At 68.1% G+C, this 17,888-nt stretch carries 11 protein-coding genes; all 11 read right to left on the bottom strand.

From position 1 onward, the window contains the following. Positions 1-305: 305 nt before the first annotated feature. On the bottom strand, positions 306-758 hold the full coding sequence (locus AB0G28_RS16140) for a hypothetical protein (RefSeq protein WP_361088884.1): 453 nt from the start codon (positions 756-758) through the stop codon (positions 306-308). Between the two features lie 211 nt (positions 759-969). Next, positions 970-1,293 carry an SUKH-3 domain-containing protein gene (locus AB0G28_RS16135; RefSeq protein ID WP_361088882.1) on the bottom strand — a complete coding sequence of 108 codons (324 nt, stop codon included), beginning with the start codon at positions 1,291-1,293 and terminating at the stop codon, positions 970-972. An 811-nt stretch (positions 1,294-2,104) separates the two neighbouring features. Further along, complete coding sequence (locus AB0G28_RS16130; RefSeq protein WP_361088880.1) at positions 2,105-2,680, bottom strand: suppressor of fused domain protein; 576 nt, start codon at positions 2,678-2,680, stop codon at positions 2,105-2,107. A 194-nt stretch (positions 2,681-2,874) separates the two neighbouring features. Continuing rightward, a complete protein-coding gene (locus tag AB0G28_RS16125; protein WP_361088878.1) occupies positions 2,875-3,216 on the bottom strand; it encodes a hypothetical protein in 342 nt (113 codons plus the stop codon). A 121-nt stretch (positions 3,217-3,337) separates the two neighbouring features. After that, entirely contained in the window at positions 3,338-3,559 is a 222-nt protein-coding gene (locus AB0G28_RS16120; RefSeq protein WP_361088876.1) for a hypothetical protein, read from the bottom strand. Positions 3,560-3,677: 118 nt separating this feature from the next. Beyond that, complete coding sequence (locus AB0G28_RS16115; RefSeq protein WP_361088874.1) at positions 3,678-4,097, bottom strand: hypothetical protein; 420 nt, start codon at positions 4,095-4,097, stop codon at positions 3,678-3,680. A gap of 259 nt (positions 4,098-4,356) precedes the next feature. Then, positions 4,357-4,731 (bottom strand): polymorphic toxin-type HINT domain-containing protein, encoded by a 375-nt coding sequence (locus AB0G28_RS16110; protein ID WP_361088872.1) that lies wholly within the window; start codon positions 4,729-4,731, stop codon positions 4,357-4,359. A gap of 105 nt (positions 4,732-4,836) precedes the next feature. After that, entirely contained in the window at positions 4,837-5,280 is a 444-nt protein-coding gene (locus AB0G28_RS16105; RefSeq protein WP_361088870.1) for an SUKH-3 domain-containing protein, read from the bottom strand. Position 5,281: 1 nt separating this feature from the next. After that, a complete protein-coding gene (locus tag AB0G28_RS16100; RefSeq protein WP_361088868.1) occupies positions 5,282-6,088 on the bottom strand; it encodes a YwqJ-related putative deaminase in 807 nt (268 codons plus the stop codon). Between the two features lie 263 nt (positions 6,089-6,351). Then, entirely contained in the window at positions 6,352-7,050 is a 699-nt protein-coding gene (locus AB0G28_RS16095; RefSeq protein WP_361088866.1) for a hypothetical protein, read from the bottom strand. A gap of 10 nt (positions 7,051-7,060) precedes the next feature. Continuing rightward, a complete protein-coding gene (locus tag AB0G28_RS16090; protein WP_361088864.1) occupies positions 7,061-17,797 on the bottom strand; it encodes a LamG-like jellyroll fold domain-containing protein in 10,737 nt (3,578 codons plus the stop codon). Positions 17,798-17,888 lie beyond the last annotated feature (91 nt).

Raw genomic sequence — 17,888 nt, 5'->3', positions numbered from 1 at the left:
AGTCTTCAGGCAAGCGGCAGGCGGAGTTCCAGGCGGGCGCCGGACACGCTGTCGGCGATGCTCAGCGTGCCGCCGTGCGTCCGCGTAGTACGGGACACGATCGAGCGGGACCTCCGGTCGAGGTGGCGGCCACGATCGACGCGGCCATGAGTCCACATCGGACGTTGCCCCAGCCTGCCCGCCCCCCCCCCGGAGGAGATCCCGCGCCCGCAAGCCGCCGCGAGAACCCGGCCGCCGGCGCCGGCCACGCCGAGTTCGAAGCGCGGGACGATCACCCTGGCGGCGCGCCGGAGACCTTGACCGCGTTACGCGGCCGCGAGGACGATCCGGGGCATGAGCTGGGTGAAGGCGACGCCTCGCTTACGCACAGCCGGTGGAAGGGGCGGGATCGTCAGGGCCAGCGCCTGGTCCCAGCCTTGGACGTGGAGCTGGAACTTCAGCAGGAGTCCCGACTTCGGTTCGGTGATGGCGGCATAGGCACGGGGAATGCTCATGATGTGCTTGCCCGGGGTGCCGGCGTGGGAGCGGAAGAAAAGGATCTGCCGATCGGTCAGCACGATGTACGCTTCGGCATGCGTGGAGAAGGCCATCATGGTGCCACCGCTGAGCACGCCGACGGCCACACCGTAGGCAAGGGACTTCCCGACGGACTTCTTGACCGAACCGATCTTCGCCATGGCGACGAGTTCGACGCGTTCGTCGGGCCGCATCAGCGGGGCGGCGTTCTCGAGCAGGCGTCTTTCCTGGCGGGCACCCATGTCGGTTCTCCTCACAGCGGGGCGCGTGCGGGTGCACGCGAGTGCCTCAACGTAGACGGAGCTCGTTGGGCTGCTTCCCTTGCCCTGCCGCGAAAATTCGCCTGATCTGACACAATCCGGACAGGTCGCGAGGCCGGGCATCGACAACAGTTGCCCAACCGAGACCGAAGACGACCATCCCGGCACGGATTCGCAAGTGCGGCACACCTGATCACGCCGGTGCTACGTCATCCGGCGAAATCCCCGAAATCGCGAGGAACAAACGCCCGTCACCGAACTCGCCGACCGGAAACAGCGACTTCCCGGTCACCGCTCCCCAGTCGATGAACCGGTCCCCTTCCCCGGCCGCCAGCAGGGGACCGGGCTCGAACGGTTCTCTGGCACACGACACACCAGATCCGCGGACATCGATTTTCAACCCGCCGAACGACGCGAGGAACACCTCGGCGGCGTGCATGCGGAGCCCGTCCTCTGCCAGGCCGACACGCCAGTCATCGACATCGACATGCCGGTCGGCGCGCCATTCCGCAGCCATGAGGATTGGCTGTCGATCCCCTCACCTTGATCGCGGCCGCATCCCAGCCCGTGGGGTCCAATCCATCCTCGAGCGCCTCCGACAGGCATACCGCGAGACCGCTTGCCCGTCTTCATGCAGCTGCGGCGGTTCGCCGCCGCGCCGGAGGCTCGGCAAGTGTCTCGATCCAGGAAAGACGGTCGACCTCGTCGAGTTCGCGCCAACGCGGACGAGAAGCCGCGCGAATTGCCACGACAGTCCACAGATGACGATGCTGGGATAGCTGGTATCAATCATCCCGCCGCTGAGCACTACCCGCCGATCCACTGGTGCGCAACTCATGGATGAGACTTTCCCCGCACAGTCCCCACCGCCGAGGCGAAGACCGGACTCCCCGTCAGCAACTCCGACTCGTTCGACTGTTCGAACCGAGGACGTTCTCGGCAGGAATCTTCAGCGAACCGTCGACGATCATCTCATTCGGTTGCGATCAAGGCCGCAGTTCAACGCCTTCAGGCATGCGGAATGCGAGAAGGAAATCCGACTTGCCCGAGTACCTCGGATTGCCGATGAAGATGTTCTGCTCAACCTCGGTCGGCTCCCCATCTCCTGCGTCACGTGTACCTTTCCGGCATTCGCGCCGATCCGCAAACCCCAGCCGGGGGTTACGCCGATGCCGACGCCGGGACCGCTGCACCCGTCACGACCGCGGCAACCAGCCCCGCCACCGCATGGCGCAGCCGACACCCGGCGCACCGCTCCGACCACCACATTCGCTGCAGTACCTGCGCTTGTCGCCGCGTTCTCGTTCCCGACCGTCCGCGTCCAGCGATTACCGACCGGTCAGCGGGAGCTCCAGCCGATGGAGGTTCAAGAGGTCCGGGTCATGCTTGATCAACTCGTTTTCGAATTCCCGCCGGCCGTTGGCGCTCACGAACTCGGCCTCCCGCCGAGAAATCGGCACGAGCCACACTATTGCCGCACGGTTCCCGTCGTCGAGGTCCACGCCAGCGAAGCCATCGTCGTAATAGACCGGCGCCGCGGCGTACCACGCTTCCATCCTGCTCCCGGGTACGAGCGGCCCCCGAGGGCCGACCACATCCCCGCGCAGAAGCGCTCGATGGGAAGCAAGAAGTTCGTCGGCCACCTGCCCGACGAGGCCGGGGAGATACTCCGCCCCGGGCCCGCCTCGCTCACCTGCCACGAGTTCCAGTCGCAGCTTTCGCCCGGACCGCGGCGACACCAAATCATGCCGGCTCAAACCGATCGTCGAGAAGGATCGAGCGCCAGGGATCACCCCTTCGGCGAACGCAGCGACCCGGAACTCCCGTGGCCGTCCCTCCTCATCCTTCGACCAGCCACCCGTGATGAGGCCGAGCCGTGCCTCCAGATGCTCGATCAGTCCCATACCTCATCCACCGGATCTCGAGTCGTCGTTGCCGCCGATCCGGTTGCACGCCGGACACTCGAGGCTCGTCCCCACCTGGTAATCGTCCTGTACTTCCGCACGCGTCACGTCCGGCGCGAACCGGCGATTGGTCCAGGAAGGATTGTGGCTGACGTCCCAGTCCCGGGTCTGGCCGGGGGTCCGTGGCGGCACCATCACCTCACCGGCACAGTTCGGGCCCTGAGTCGGACACATCCGACCACCGCTGGTCCCTCTTCGGCTTGTTCCCAGGCAGCGTCTTCGGTGGCCGCCCGGAACCCACCACGGCTGGTGACCAGGCCGGGCGCATTGGTACCCCGCAGCATCCCGTCGCTGTGCACGGCTCCGGGCGCGGGCGCGTCCGGGTGGGCCGTGAACCGGCCGTCCGGGCCACGTAGCCGGCCACCCGAGCCGCAGTTGTGGACCAGTACCGGGACGTCGCCGGCGGAGACGTAGTACGTGTGCAGTGCGTCGACCGTCAGGTCGTAGGTGACCTCCGTCGAGTGGTACGGGGTCACCTCCTCGACCGTCGCCTCGCCGCCGTCCGCCGTCTACAGACGGTCGCCCACCCGCAAGTTCACCGCTTCCACGAACGCGCCACGCGTTACGCGTCGTAGAACGGGTGGTGGTACGTCGTGATCACCGTCGCCGGAGCCGCCGAGGCCGTAGCCGCCCACCCGTGGCGACAGCGGCAGCCACCGCCACGCCCGCCACCACGCGGCCGATCGCGCGGCGCACCCGGTTCGGCTTCACCTTCAGGTCCACGAAGTCGTGGTCCGTCTCGGTCACGATCACCCGATCGACCGGGTGCGCCTCCAGCCCCGCCTTCCCCGGCTGCGAGTTCGCAACCCGATCCCCCACCTTCAACGAAGAGATCAGCTTCGAAGAATCATCCGCAACAACACCTTCGTCGACGCCAGGAACTATGCACCCGATCCAAAGACAAAATCGCAGGACTGCTTGCACTTGCTACCAGACTTCACTGTCCGATGCTCTCATCATCTGACCCAATTACAAAACGGGCCCTGCCTCCCAGTTGTGGCCACACCAATCGCAGCGAAGAGGTGAACTCACTGGCAACCGATTCCAACATTGACAGTAGATCCAAATAGCCGATTTTTTCCACATCCGGCCGCGGAACCCAGCCCGTGCGAGATTCGCAGGAAATATGCACGAACTCACCCTTGGTCTCGAACTTCAAACTTCTTTCGATCCCCTGCCCGTACAGGTCGACCTCGACAGGTACACGATCCTTGATGCACCGCAAAGCTTCCGGTAGCTGCTCAATAAATGTGGAAAGATCGTATTTGACGTCAACCGGCCATCGAAGTTGCCCGAACCCGCAGATCTCAAACGAGCACTCATTCTCTGCCAATATCACGCACAGGTCCATCACCACGGACTCGAAATCATGGGAAGAGGGAGAACTCGGCACCTCTGAGACAATGGACGCAGGGCCCGAAAACGTGACCTTGAACGATGTCGACATCATCCGTGCCCCACAACTATCGGGAACGCCGTCCGGTACGGCATATTTCGCCCAGGCACAAGCTGAGCATGGGTCGCCGGCACAACTGAACCATCCGGCTTGTAAACAGTACCCATCCCTTCCTCCAGAGGAACTTGCCTAGGCCCCGAGTTAGGATCATATTGATCCCTCAGAAATGCGGCTGCGTCGGCATCATTCGACCATCACCCTTGATCGTTACCTGTACTACGAGCTCGATCAGTAAGACTTCGCATGTTTCGCGGGCCAGCACCATGCTCACTAAACGTGTCACCAAACGTCGGTCGGCTCCGCCGCCGCAGTTGTGGACCAGCACCGGTGTGTCGCCCGCGTAGACATAATACGTGTGCAGCTCGTCGATCGTCAGGTCGTAGGTGACCTCCGTCGAGTGATACGGCGTCACCTCCTCGACCGTCGCCTCGCCACCGTCCGCGGTCTGCAGACGGTCGCCCACCTGCAGGTCCACCGCCTCCACGAACGCACCACGCGTCACGTCGTAGAACGGGTGGTGATACGTCGTCGTCAACGTCGCCGGAGCCGCCGACGCCGCCCGTCACCACCGCCACCGCCCGGCACACCCGGTTCGGCTCACCTTTCCGCTCAGGCGGACTCGCAGGCGTGGCTCAGCTGATCACGCCGGGGTTACGTCATCCGGCAAAATCCCTGAAATGAGCTTCGCCAACGCTTCATCATAAGGACCGTATTTCGCCAACCAATCGGACAGACCGTAGATTTGACTGTTTTCATCGATCGCAAGGAACAAACGCCCCTCACCGAACTCACCGACCGGGAACAACGACTTCCCGGTCTCCGCTCCCCAGTCTATGAACCGGTCCCCTTCGCCGGAAGCCAGCAGGGGATTGAGCTCGAACGGTTCTCTGGCACACGACACACCGGGGCCGCGTACATCGATCTTCAACCCGCCGAACGACGCGAGGAACGCCTCGGCGGCGGCGTGCATGCGGAGCCCGTCCTCCGCCAAGCCGGCTCGCCAGCCATCGACATCGACATGCCGGTCGGCGCGCCATCCCGCAGCGACGAGGACGTCCAGGATGCCGGGCGAGAACTCGGTCACCTTATTTCCCCTCTCCAGTCAGGAAAGTCAAGTCGTACTCTTCCACGAGAGGAACACAACTCGGACATGGACCCACGCCTTCGCCGTGCGCCGGATGAGCTGTCGATCCCCTCACCTTGACCGCAGCCGCATCCCAGCCCGTGGGGTCCAGGTCGTTGTTGAGTGCCTCGGACAGGCATACCGCGAGACCGCAGCGCCCGTGTCCCACACCACGCTCGTTCTCAGGGATGGAGTCCAGGATCGCTTGCACGTCTTCATGCAGCTGAGGGGGTTCACCACCGCGCTGGCTGGTGCTCGAGAACCCACGACCTCCGCCCGGCGGGCGGATCGCCTCCGCAACCGCGGGCCTGGCCGAACCTGGCCTGATCGAGCTGGCCCGGTACGGCGTCACCTCCTCGACCGTCGCCTCGCCACCGTCCGCGGTCTGCAGGCGGTCGCCCACCTGCAGGTCCACCGCCTCCACGAACGCACCACGCGTCACGTCGTAGAACGGGTGATGATACGTCGTCGTCAACGTCGCCGGCACAGCCGACGCCGTCGTCGCACCACCCGTCACCACTGCCGCCGCCACAGCCAGGCCCGCCACGGCACGGCCCACCGCCTGACGGACACGGCCCGGCTTCACCTTCAACTCCACGAAATCGTGGTCCGTCGCCGTCACGATCACCCGATCCACCGGGTGCGCCTCCAGCCCCGGCTTGCCCGGCTGGGAGTTCGCCACCCGATCACCCACCCGAACCGAGGAAATCGGCTTCGACGAACCATCCGCCAACAGCACCTTCGTCCCCGCGAGGAAACTGTGCGGCACCGCACACGAGGTCGGCTCCTCCGAGGAACTGCGACCCCGAGCCCGCAAACCACCCAGCGCCCCGAACGCCGCCCCACCGACACCACCCGCCGCGGCGCCCCAGACCCCGCTGCCGACAACGCACCACTCACCGAACAATCACGGCCGCCGCGCACCCACCGCTGCCGATCGTCCAGTACGTACACGGCGCTGGTCTTCCCGTAGAGCGCGGAACGGCGTTCAACCTGAAACAGCGTGGCGGATTCGATCAGGCCGAGTTTCAGCTACCGTTCGATCGATGCCGGCTTGGAACGTTCGAAGCACCGGCATTCGGCTGGTCCCACGCCTGACCATTTCGCACATTTAAGCGAATCGATATCCGCAGGTGAAAAATGTAGTTGAGCGCCATCTTCCAGATTTGCCACCTTGTTCGCGAAATTTCCCCAGTACCGAAGCGCGGCAGCGCTCTCAACCGGCACCATGTTGTCCGCGGAGTAGTCTCCGCCGCCGACGAAGGGGATACGTGGAACCAGCCGATGGCCGGGCAGCAGGGCACCGTTGGCCAGCTGCCACTCGTGGCCGACCGAATACCCGGTCGCATGGTTGTAGCGAGCCAGGAGGTTCTGTTCCCACTCGTCGAGATCATCGGAAAAGTGCGTCAACTGCGCCGTCTCCGGATTGAAACTGTAGACCGCGTGATCAACCAGAGCGAACTGGCAACCGAAAAGATCTTCCGCGAAGAAGAGCGCAGCGGGCGCCAGCCGGCCGTAGCTTGCCAGCCAGAGGTCCGGCGCATTCCATTCCTGAAGCGAGTACCCCGGAACCCGGGGAGCCCCTGAGGGGAACACATGCAGGGCCGATTCGAAGGCGTAGAAGCCATTCTTCTGGCCCAACAGTCCTCGCAGATCATTGGCGCCTTCGGCCACCTCATCGGCCTGCGCCAAACCAATCGGCTTGCTGGCAATTTCGACAAGTCGCTTCATGTCACTCCGTTTATTCGTCGCCAAGGACGAAAGCAAGGTTTTCGATCTTGAGCCGCACTCGACCCTGGTTGGGGACGTCTCGAAGCTGACTACTCATCGAAGAACCCGCACCCCGGTTGTCACGGTAGTCGATCAGCTTCACGTGTGCGTTCTCACCTTCCTCGAACATCGCCGGCGGAAACTCGTCCCGGTCCAGCCCGGAACTCGTCTCGACGTCGCGCAGGTTGTCCGCGCGCCGCTGGGACGAACCCGGCCGGTCGATGGTGAGCATGCTCCCGTCCCCGCCCTGCTCCGCAGCGTGGATCGCGGTGTCCGGGTGTTCGATAGCATCAAGGTGCCACGTCGTCGGCCTCGGACTCGGGCAGCGACACGCCGCTCCCGACGCATCCACGCCACCACCGCAGTTGTGGACCAGCACCGGTGTGTCGCCAGCGTAGACATAGTACGTGTGCAGCTCGTCGATCGTCAGGTCGTAGGTGACCTCCGTCGAGTGGTACGGGGTCACCTCCTCGACCGTCGCCTCGCTGCCGTCCGCGGTTTGCAGACGGTCGCCCACCCGCAGGTCCACCGCCTCGACGAACGCTCCTCGCGTCACGTCGTAGAACGGGTGGTGATACGTCGTCGTCAAGGTCGCCGCCGACGCCGGCACCGCGCCACCGGCCACGACGCCGGCTGCCAACGCCAGGCCCGCCGCCACACGACCCACTGCCCGGCGCACCCGGCTCGGCTTCACCTTCAAGTCCACGAAGTCGTGGTCCGTCTGCGTCACGATCACCCGATCCACCGAATGGACCTCCGAACCGGCCCGGCCAGGCTGCGAGTTCGCGACCCGGTCACCCACCCGGACGGCGGAAATCGGCTTCGACGAGCCGTCCGCCAGCAGCACCTTGGTCCCCGGGAGGAAGCTGTGGATCGGGCAGGCGGCCGGCTCCTCGGACGAGCTACGACCACGAGCCCGCAAACCACCCAGCGCCCCGAATGCCGCACCACCGACACCACCGGCCAGCGCCCCGGAACCCGCCGCCGACAACGCGCCGCTCACCGAACAACTCCGGCCGCAGTTCATCCCGTAACCGGCCAACGCCGTCACACCACCGCTGATCGCCCCAGAACCCGCACCCACCAGCCCCTGGGTCGCCACCTCCGGCAAGACACCGTTCAACGCGTCCGACACCAGCTTGCCGCCCAGCGGACCCGCCAAACCGGCCCCCAGAGCACCACCCAGCGCACCCAGACCGACAGCCTCGACGGCACCGGCCGCCGAGCAGTTGTGCGCCTTCGAGCAGTCCATCCCGTACGACACCGCACCACCGACCGCGCCACCGATCGCCGCGCAACCCACCGCGCCGATACCGAGCGTCGCCGCCGTACACGCCGCGCCGACCACCACGCCCGCCGCGATACCCGCGATCGTCGACGCGTGCTCCTTCGCGAACGTCGCCACATGCGACGCCGCCGACGCCGCAGCGTGGCCCACCGCCACCGCCGCCGTCGCCACCGCGTGGCCCACCGTCTTCGCCGCCGACACCGCCGCGTGGGCCACCGCCTTCGCCGCGTGGACCACCGCATGGGCTGCCGTCTTCACGACCTTCGCCACCGCGTGATACGCCGTTTTCACCACGTGTACCGCCGCGTGGTAGACCTTCTTCGCCGCTCTGACCACCGCGTGGTAGGTGTTGCGGACCACCCGTGCCGCCGCGTGGTAGACGTCGCGGACCACGTGGTAGGTCGCCACCGCCGCGTGCACCACCGGCTGCACCACGTACGTGTTCACGAAGTGCGCCGCCGGCTGGATCACCTCGTGGTAGACGAACGACGCCGCCGGCTTGATGAAGGTGTCGCTGATCCAGTCGAACAGGCCGTGGCCGGACGGGTCCGTGCCCGTCATCGGGTTGCCGTCGACGTAGGCGAACTTGTTCGCCTCCATCGGGTTCGGCACCGGGCTGTTCGACACCGTGTCGCGGTTCATGAACTGCCCGACCGCCGGGTTGTACCAGCGCGCCGACATGTTGACGTTGCCCGTCGGCTGATCCGTCCAGCCCGACTGGTAACCCAGCTGCCCCTTCGCGTTCGCCGACGCCAGCACGTTCCCGAACGGGTCGTAGGCCGTCGAACCCGCCAGCGCCGTCCCGGTCGCCGTGAACGTCCCGACCACGTCGGTGTGCTGGTCCACAAAGGCGTACGCGCCGCTGCCGCCGGACGCGATCCCGACCAGGCCGCCGCCCGGGTCACGGCTGTACGTCGACGTGCCGTCCGACGCGATCGTGTTGCCCATCCCCGAGAACGAGAACGTCGTCGTCGTGCCCGAGGCGATCGTCGTGTCGGTCAGGTTCCGCTGCAGCGCGTCGTAGCCGAAGCTCTGCGTTCCCTGCACGACCATCTGGCCGAACGCGTCCGAAGCGGACACCAAGGTGCTCGTCGACGACGCGCGTTGCCGCAGCGTTCCCCGCGCGCTGTAGCTGTAGGTGTTCGACCCGTCCGAGGTCAGTTCGTTGCGCTCGTCGTAGGTGTACGTCGACGAACCCACCTGGGTCCGGTTGCCCGAAGCGTCGTAGCCGTAGGCCACTGTGCTCACGCCGTTGTTCCACGACGCCAGCCGGTCGGCCAGGTCGTAGGTGTAGGTGTTCGCCGCCGCACCCGCGAACCCGGCCGTCGTCTTCGACGTCAGGTTGCTGTTCCCGTCGTAGCCGTACGTCACCGACGCGATCGCCGCTCCCCCGGCCGTCTTGAGCGCGTCGCCGGTCAGGCGGTGCAGGCCGTCGTAGGTGAACGTCCGCGCGTTGCCGGTGCCGTACTTCACGCCGCTGACCTGGTTGAGCGCGTTGTAGCTCAGGGTCTGCGTGCCGCCGGTCGCCGCGTCGGTGATGGTCGACAGCCGGTCGGCGTTGTCGTAGCCGTACGACGTCGTGCCCGCCGCGTCGATGCGCGAGGTCATCAGGCCTTCGGTGTTGTAGGCGAACGACGACGAGCCCGCCGAACCGCTCGCCGTCAGCAGCCCGCCGCGGTCGTTGTAGGTGAAGGTCTCGCTCGAGGCCGCCTGGTGGTCCGAATGGCCGGTGACGCCCGCTTCCGAGGTCGCGGCCGAGGTCATCCGCCCGCCGGCGTCGTAGCCGAACGTCCGGGTCGCGGTCGCCGCGTCGGCGCCGCTGCCGGACTGGCTGACCAGGTTTCCGTCGTCGTCATAGCCCGCCGACACGGTCACCCCGCCCGGCTGCGTCTGCGTGACCGGGCGCCCCGCCGCGTCGTAGACCGACGTGAACGTCCGGTCGGCGTCGGCGGTGTAGGCGGCCGTGGCCGGTTCGACCAGCGCCTCCGGCAGGTTCCAGGAGTTGAACCGGGTGATCGCCGGGTTGCCGCGGCCGTCGGTGAACCGGGTCCGGTTGCCCGCCGCGTCGTAGCCGAACGTCGTGGTGATCGACGCCGTCGCCGAGACCGGCTGGATCTCGCCCGACAGGCGGTTCCCCGCGTCGTAGGTGAACGTCCGCGCCGTACCACGTCCGTCCACACTGGACGTCAGACGCCCGCCCGCGTCGTAGGCCGCCGACGTCTGCTGGAGCACCGCGCCGGTCGCGTCCTTGCGGGTCACCTGCACCGGACGGCTCGACTGGTCGTAGGCCGTCACCGTCGACGTGCTGTCGGCGGCGGTGACCGACGTCCGCTCCCCGAGGTAGCTGTACCCGTACCGGGTGGTGTTCCCCGCGGGGTCGGTGACCGAGGTGGTCTCGCCGAGGGCGTCGTAGCCGTACGACGTCACCGCACCGGCCGGTGTCGTGGTCGACGCCAGGTGCGCGCCGCCCGGGTTGCTCGCGGAGGCGGCGTAGGAGCTCGTCGTCGTCGCGGTCAGCGTCGAGGGATAGCGTTCGAAGACCATCGACGTCAGCGGCCGGGACAGGAAGTCGTAGGTCGCCTCGGTCCGGGCGCCGTTCGCGTCGACGACCGAGAGCCGGTCGCCGTTGGTGTCGAACGTCGACACCACCTTCGCGCCGGACGGCTTGGTCACCTGGGCCAGGTCGCCGAGCTGGTCGTAGGCCAGGGACGTGACGTGGCCGAGCGGGTCCTTCTCGGCGACGACCTGCCCGAGCTTGTCGTAGGTGCGCACGGTGGTCGCCGTGATCGGCGAGCCGCCGCCGGGCGGGGTGTAGTTCGGGTTGGTGACCGACACCGCCTGGCCCGCCGCGTCGTAGACGGTCGTCACCTGGTTGCCGTCCGGGTCGACGGCCTCGACCGGTTCGCCGAAGGTGTTGTACCCGGTCGTCGTGACGGGGTGCACCGCGGTGGGCGAGCCGCCGTTGGTCTCGACGTTCACCGTCGGCGCGGTGGTCACCGCGGGCTTCCCGGCCTCGTCGTAGGCGTACGTCGTCGTGTTGCCGTTCGCGTCGGTCATCGACGTCGGCAGCCCGCGCTGGTCCACGGTCCACGTCGTCGTCTCGGCCGCCGACGAGGCGACCGTGCCGCCGTTGCGGCCTCCGTTGTAGACAGTCGCGACGTCGGCGGCCGTCAACGCCCGCGAGTAGGCCTGGACGCTGTCGACCTGGCCGGTGGCGTAGTTGCCGTTGGCCCCGAGGTACCAGCCGTGACCGATCACCAGCGAGCCGCCCGAAGCCATCGGCGACGGGTCGGTCGTGCTTCCGGCGACCGCGCCGTTGACGTACAGCATCATGGTGCCGGTGCCCGAGTTGTACACGCCGGCGAGGTGCGTCCACACCCCGGCCTGCGCGTCGGCCGAGGACTCCGCGCGGTAGGCGGTGGCGTTGGACGCGTCGGTGCCGAACCGGGAGAACGACCACTTGTGGCTGTTGCCGTCGTACTCGAGGTAGAGGCCGCTCATCACGGCACCCTTCTGGACCACGTACGTCTGGAACGCCGAGCCGAGCATGGCCGGCTTGACCCAGGCGGACACGGTGTAGCTCGCCGCGGTGTCGAGCACCGGGCCGTTGGTCGCGATCTGCGAGCTCGTGCCGTCGAGGGCCGCGGCACCGCCGGACCACGTGACCGCCGTCGCCGCGGCGGTGTTGCCGGTCCCCGAGGAGTCGGTGACGGCGGTGCCGGAGGTCTGGTTCAGCTTCCACCAGCCGACCGGGTGCCCGGTGCCGTCCGCGGCCACCGAGCGGGAGGTGAGCACGCCCATCGGGTCGTAGGTCGTGCTGACCGTGCGGCTGCGGCCCGACGGGTCGGTCTGCGTGCTCGTCGCGACCTTGTCGTCCGGGGTGTAGGACACCGACGTCGTGCGCGCCGCGCCGGCGGGGTCGTCGACGGCCTGGGAAACCCGCCCCGCGGCGTCCACAGTGGACGTCGAGGTGTTCGCGCCGTTCCCGGTGACCTTGCCGACGAGGTTGCCCGCCGCGTCGTAGGTGTTCGACTCGGTGACGAAGGACTGCGTGCCGGTCGCGTCCTTCTTGGTGACCGTCGCGGTCAGCCCGTTGTCGGTGTAGGTGTAGGCGGTGACGTTGCCCATCGAGTCCGTTTCGGACGCCAGGCGCCCGGCCGGGTCGTAGGCGTTGGACTTCTGGGTCACGAACGTCGCGGGCTTCGGGTCGGCGGGGTTGCCGGTGGACCAGAAGCCCTGCGTGAGCAGCCGGCCTTCACCGTCGTAGGTGAAGTCGGTTTCGGTGCCGTTGGCGTCGGTTTCGCTCTTCTTGTTGCCGTAGACGTCGTAGGTGTAGGTGGTGACGTTGCCGTTCGCGTCCGTGGTGGAGGCGACCTGGTCCTTGTCGTTGTAGGTCGAGCTCGTCGTCCGGGCCGCGTCGCCGCCGGTGCTGTCGGAGACGGTCTGGGACGTGACACTCCCGTTCGCGTCGTAGACGCTGGTGGTGACGGCGGTGTGCACCGCCCCGGTCACCCGGTCGGTCACCGCGGGGTCGGTCTGCGACACGACCTGGTCGTTCCCGTCGTAGGTGTAGGACGTCACCAGGCCCGCCGGGAAGCTGTCCGAGACCGCCGTCTTCGTCAGCACCCGGCCGAGCGGGTCGTAGGTGAAGCGGGTGACCAGGCCGTCGGCGTTCGTCGTGTTCGCGACGTCACCGTTGTGCAGGTACGCGATGCGGTTGACCGCGCCGCCGGGCGAAGTCGTCTTCACCGGCAGCCCGGCGGGGACGTTCCCGGAGTCGGCCGCGGGGAACGCGGACGTGCCGTCGCTGTAGGTGATCGTCGTGGTGCGCCCGTTCGGGAAGCCTGGCACCGGCGGGGTGGTGACCGTGGTGCGGTTACCGGCCGTGTCGTACCCGAAGGTCGTGAGGTACGCGGGATCGGTCGCGTTCGCCGACCGCGGGTCCCGCGAGGTCAGCATCAGGTCGTTGCGCGCGTCGGCCGTCGTCAGCTGCGCGGTGGTGTCGTCCGGGAAGTACGTCGAGTACGACGTCGAGCACTTCTCGGCGGCCTGGTTCTGGCAGGTCGTCTGCGAGACGACGTTGCCGCGGACGTCGTGGCCGACCGTGACCACGTTGCCGTTCGGGTCGGTGGTGGTGTGCAGGAAGCCCGAGGTGTCGTAACCGTAGGTGGTGCGCTTGCCGTTCGTGTCCGTTTCGGACACCTTGTGGTTGCCCGCCCCCGGTTCGTACTGCTGCACCGACGTCTTGCCGGCCGGATCGGTGATGGTCGACGTCGTGAGCGGCGCCAGGCCCTGCGAGTTGCCCGCGGCGAGGAAGTGCTGGGTGACCTGCGCGGCGGTCAGCGCCGACCGGTAGTACGCGACCTCGCCGAGGGACCCGGTGAAGTAGTTCCAGGTGTTCCCGGACGGCGCGGCCGGCCACCCGTTGCTGTTGTAGACGCCGGCGCCGGCGAAGTTCAGCGGGTCGCTGTTGAAGATCTGCGCGGACAGCGTGCCGACCTGCAGGCCGTCGAGGTAGAGCACCTGGCTGGTGTTCGCGCCGCTGAGCACGACGTGGTGCCACTTGCCGTCGTTCACCTTGCCCGGCGAGGCCATGCCCGCGACGGAGTTGTCCCAGAAGTGCCCGTGCAGCTTGCCGTCCGTGCCGACGTACAGCACCGGCATCGCGCCACCGGACGGGTTCGCGGCGCCCAGTGCCGAGTTCCCCGTCGAGAACAAGGTTCCCGCGGCGGTCGACGTGGTGGTGAACCACAACTCGACCGACGCGGTGGTCGACGCGTTCACCAGGTGGTCGGGCAACGTGACGCCGGCGACCGTGCCGGGGAACTTCGCCGCGGTCGAGTCGGTGAACGGCCCGGTCACGCCGAGGGTCGCGTTCGTGTAGGCGGACGGCCGGTAGTTCACCTCGCCCGCGGGCGAGGCGGTGCCAGGCGCGTCGGCGAACCGCTGGTACAGCTCGGGTTGCGAGCCGAGCACGGCACCGCGGTAGACCTGGCTCGACCCGGTGGCGGTGAGCGGCGCGTACTTCCAGGTGCCGCCGTTCTCGTCGCCGATCTGCGTGACCGCCTGGGAAACCGGGTCGTAGGACACGGTCGTGTGCACCGCGCCGGAGGGGCGGGTGATCGAGGTGAGCAGGCTCGCCTGCTGCTTGCCGGCCTGGTAGAGCGGCATCTCCTGGACGCCGGGCACGGACTTGTCCCAGATGCCGACGTCGGCGATCTGGCCGTTGAAGAAGGTCGCGGTGCCGGGCTGGCCGGCGTGGGACTGGTCGGGCCAGGCGTTGCCGAGGAAACCCGCGCCGATGAAGCGGTTCTGCGGGCCCATCGGCACGATCGCGCCGATCGAGGAGCCGACGAACTGGCCGTCGAGGTACATGCCCTGGCTCGTCGAAGAGTGTGTGAAGACGACGTGGTGCCAGGCGTTGTCGTTGACGGGGTTGGCGGTGGTGATCGTCTTGTCCGTGCCGCCGGTCCAGTACTCGCCGACCAGCTTGCCGTCGTTGCCGACGTAGAGCGCGGGCGTGTACTGCGACGCCGGGCTCGTCGCCTCGGTCAGCGGCATCGTGCTGTAGGAGAACAGGACGCCGTTGGTGGCCGCGGTCTTGAACCACATCGACACCGACATCGTGTTCGGCGCCGAAGCGTCCGCCCGCGGCAGCTGCACGTACGACGACGTGCCGTTGAACCCGGCCGCGGTCGCCGAAGACCCGGCCAGCGGACCGGCCTGGCCGAGCGTGACGTTGTGGTAGGTGGCCGCGTCGACGCCTTCGTTGGTCAGTACCGCGCTCGCCGCGGTCGTGCCGGTCGTCTCGGCGAGCGGCCAGAACGAGTGCGGGCCGAGGTCGAGGATGCTGGTGCGGTAGGGCGAGCCGGACGTGTAGCCGTATTTGGTGCAGTCGGTCGTCGTGCCGGGCGGGCAGACGGCGGTGAGCTGGTCCCCGGTGTAGCTGTAGGTCCAGATCAGCGGCGCGCCCGCGGTGACGTCGTCGGTCGAGACCGAGGCGACGTGCGGGCTCGTGGCGCCCGCCGGTGTGGTCCAGGCGAGGTGCAGCGCGCGGCCGGAAACCCCGGACGTCAGCGCCGCGGGGTGCCCGCCGGACACGGTCAGGTTCACCGTCCGCCCACTGGCGTCCGCGATCGAGGACAGCTGGTAGACGCCGGAGCCGAGCGCCTGGGTGAACGTGTAGACGGTGTCGTTCTTGTCGGTCAGGCTGTACCCGCCGGTGACCGCCTTGAAGGTCGCGAACCGCCCGGCCGGCGGCGAGAACGTCCCGTCGGCGTTCTTGCCGTAGCCGACCTCGGAGCCGTCCGGATAGGTCACGAGCACGCTCACGACCGTGCCGGAGCCGTCGAAGTCGTACTGCTCGGCCGCGCGCGCGTCGAAGACGCTCGACCAGCCCGCGCCGAACGCGCCGGCGGACCGCGGGTCACGCGAGTTGTAGTTGCGCACCACCGAAAGCGCCGGACCGACCGTGCGGACCTCGGCGTCGGTCGCCGACGTCGTGTAGTTGCCGATGCTCGGCTCGACGCCGTGCACGCCGGTGTTCTGCGACAGCGACGAGGTCACCAGCGGCTGGTCGACCGAGATGGTGAGCGGGTTCCACGGCGGGTCGGCCGAATACGACGAGCCGTCGTAGGCCTGGACCGCCCAGTAGTAGGTCTGGTTGTACTTGAGCTTGCCGGCCGGCACCCGCCAGGTGCCCTCGTTGACCAGGCCGGAGTCGGCGATGGTCGTGCCCGCCGAGTCGGCGACCTGGTAGCGGTACTTCAGCGCGCCGGGGCCGGCGTCGATGTCGTGGGCGGTCGCGAAGAGGAACGGCACCAGGCTCGTCGTCGTCCCGCCCGCGCCGGGGAACGCCGAGTCGACGACCGGCGGCACGTTGCCGCTCGTGGTCAGCGACAGCACCGGCTGGTAGCCGGCGTTCATCAGCCAGGAGTCGAACTGCTTCCAGTGCAGGGAGTCGTTGGTCGCCGCGTACACGGCCAGGCCGTAGTCGGCCGCCGATCCGTTGGCCCAGTTGGTGAACGTCGCCGTCGACAACGGGACGCTCACCCAGTCGCCCACCGTCCGGTCGGCCGCGCGGTTGGCGCAGGCGTTGGGCACCGTCGGGGTGACGTTGCCGATGCTGGCGCCGTACGACGGCCCCGGGTATGCGCTCACCCCGGACGGCGTCCACGCCTGCGTCACCGGGGCGACGTCGAGGCGCGAAGCGGTGCAGGTCGACGCCCAGGTGTCGAACAGCTTCAACGTCGCCGAGCTGACCGTGACCTGCGAGCCGTCGAGGTCCTTCGGGAACTGGAGGAACGTGTTCGCCGAGTCGGGGCCGGAGTTGAACGACCCGATCTTGACCGTCTTCTCCATCGAGTGGTCGCCCGGCGCGCCGATCTCCGCGTACGTCGAGGACGGCGTGTCGGTGAAGGTCGGGTCGACGGTCACCGGGAACACGCGGGCCGGGTCGGCCAGCCACTTCGGGTCGAGCGTGATCTTCAGGGCCGGCTTCCCGGAAACCTGGGTCAGTTCGTAGGCGACCGCGTAGGTGGTGGTGGGGACGCCGGAGACCGGGTCGACCTTCGCGTCGAAGGCGTAGCCGCGCGGGATCCGCTGCCGGATCGCGCCGGCGCCGTCGAGCAGGCTCACCGAGCCGTCGGGCTCGAGCCGCGGGCTCAGCCCGTCGAGTTCCAGCGGGAACACCCACGAGTTCGCCGCGGCCGCCGAGTGCAGGACGAGGGATTCCTTGAGCCCGGTGGTCGTGGGCTCGAGCGTGACGTCGGTGGCCGGGAGCGCGCCGGGGTAGGTCGCGGTGTGGCCGTCGACGCGGGGTTTGACGGCGTGGGCGTTCTGGAGCCCGTACGAGATCGTGTGGCCGTTGTCGACGGTCAGCTTGGCGAGCGCCGGATCGGCCGCGTCGGCCGCGAAGTCCACATTGAGCGAATTGGCCGTTTCGTGCCAGCGGCCGTCCTGGCCGCCGCGGACGGACGTGTCGATCGGCCGCCAGCCCCAGGGGCCGTCGGCGAAGTTGACCGGGCCGCGCGTGTAGTCGCGGGTGACCGAGCCGTCGGCGTTGGCGAAGTAGTTCATCGTCGCGGTCGACTTCGCCGCGTCGCGCCGGCTCGTCGCGGGATCGAAGCCCCGGGACGCCACGCCGCTCGGGCCGGGGTTCAGCTTGGTGCGGTGGCCGTTGTCGGCGGGCAGCTCACCGCGTCCGGTGCCGGGTGTCTTCCCGGCGCCGCCACCGGCCCGGGTCGACGCGGTGGACGCGTAGTGCCCCTTGCCGTCGGCGGTGCCGGACGCCTGCCGCGGCGTCGCGCCCCAGTGCGGCGAGCCGGAGAACAGCGACCCGAGCCACGAGCCCAGCTCCGCCAGCGGCAGGTGGCCGGGTGCCAGCTGAGCCGCGTCGGCCTGCCCGCTGCCGAGCGACAACCCCAGTCCCAATAGGACCGAGGCAGCACAAATTCTCGCGGCGCGACGACGCACGGGTCCCCCTCGATGTCCATCCCCGACGAACGGCGGA

The organism is Amycolatopsis sp. NPDC021455, from assembly GCF_040640995.1.
Classification (GTDB): domain Bacteria; phylum Actinomycetota; class Actinomycetes; order Mycobacteriales; family Pseudonocardiaceae; genus Amycolatopsis.
This window is presented reverse-complemented; position numbering and strand designations above follow the sequence as displayed.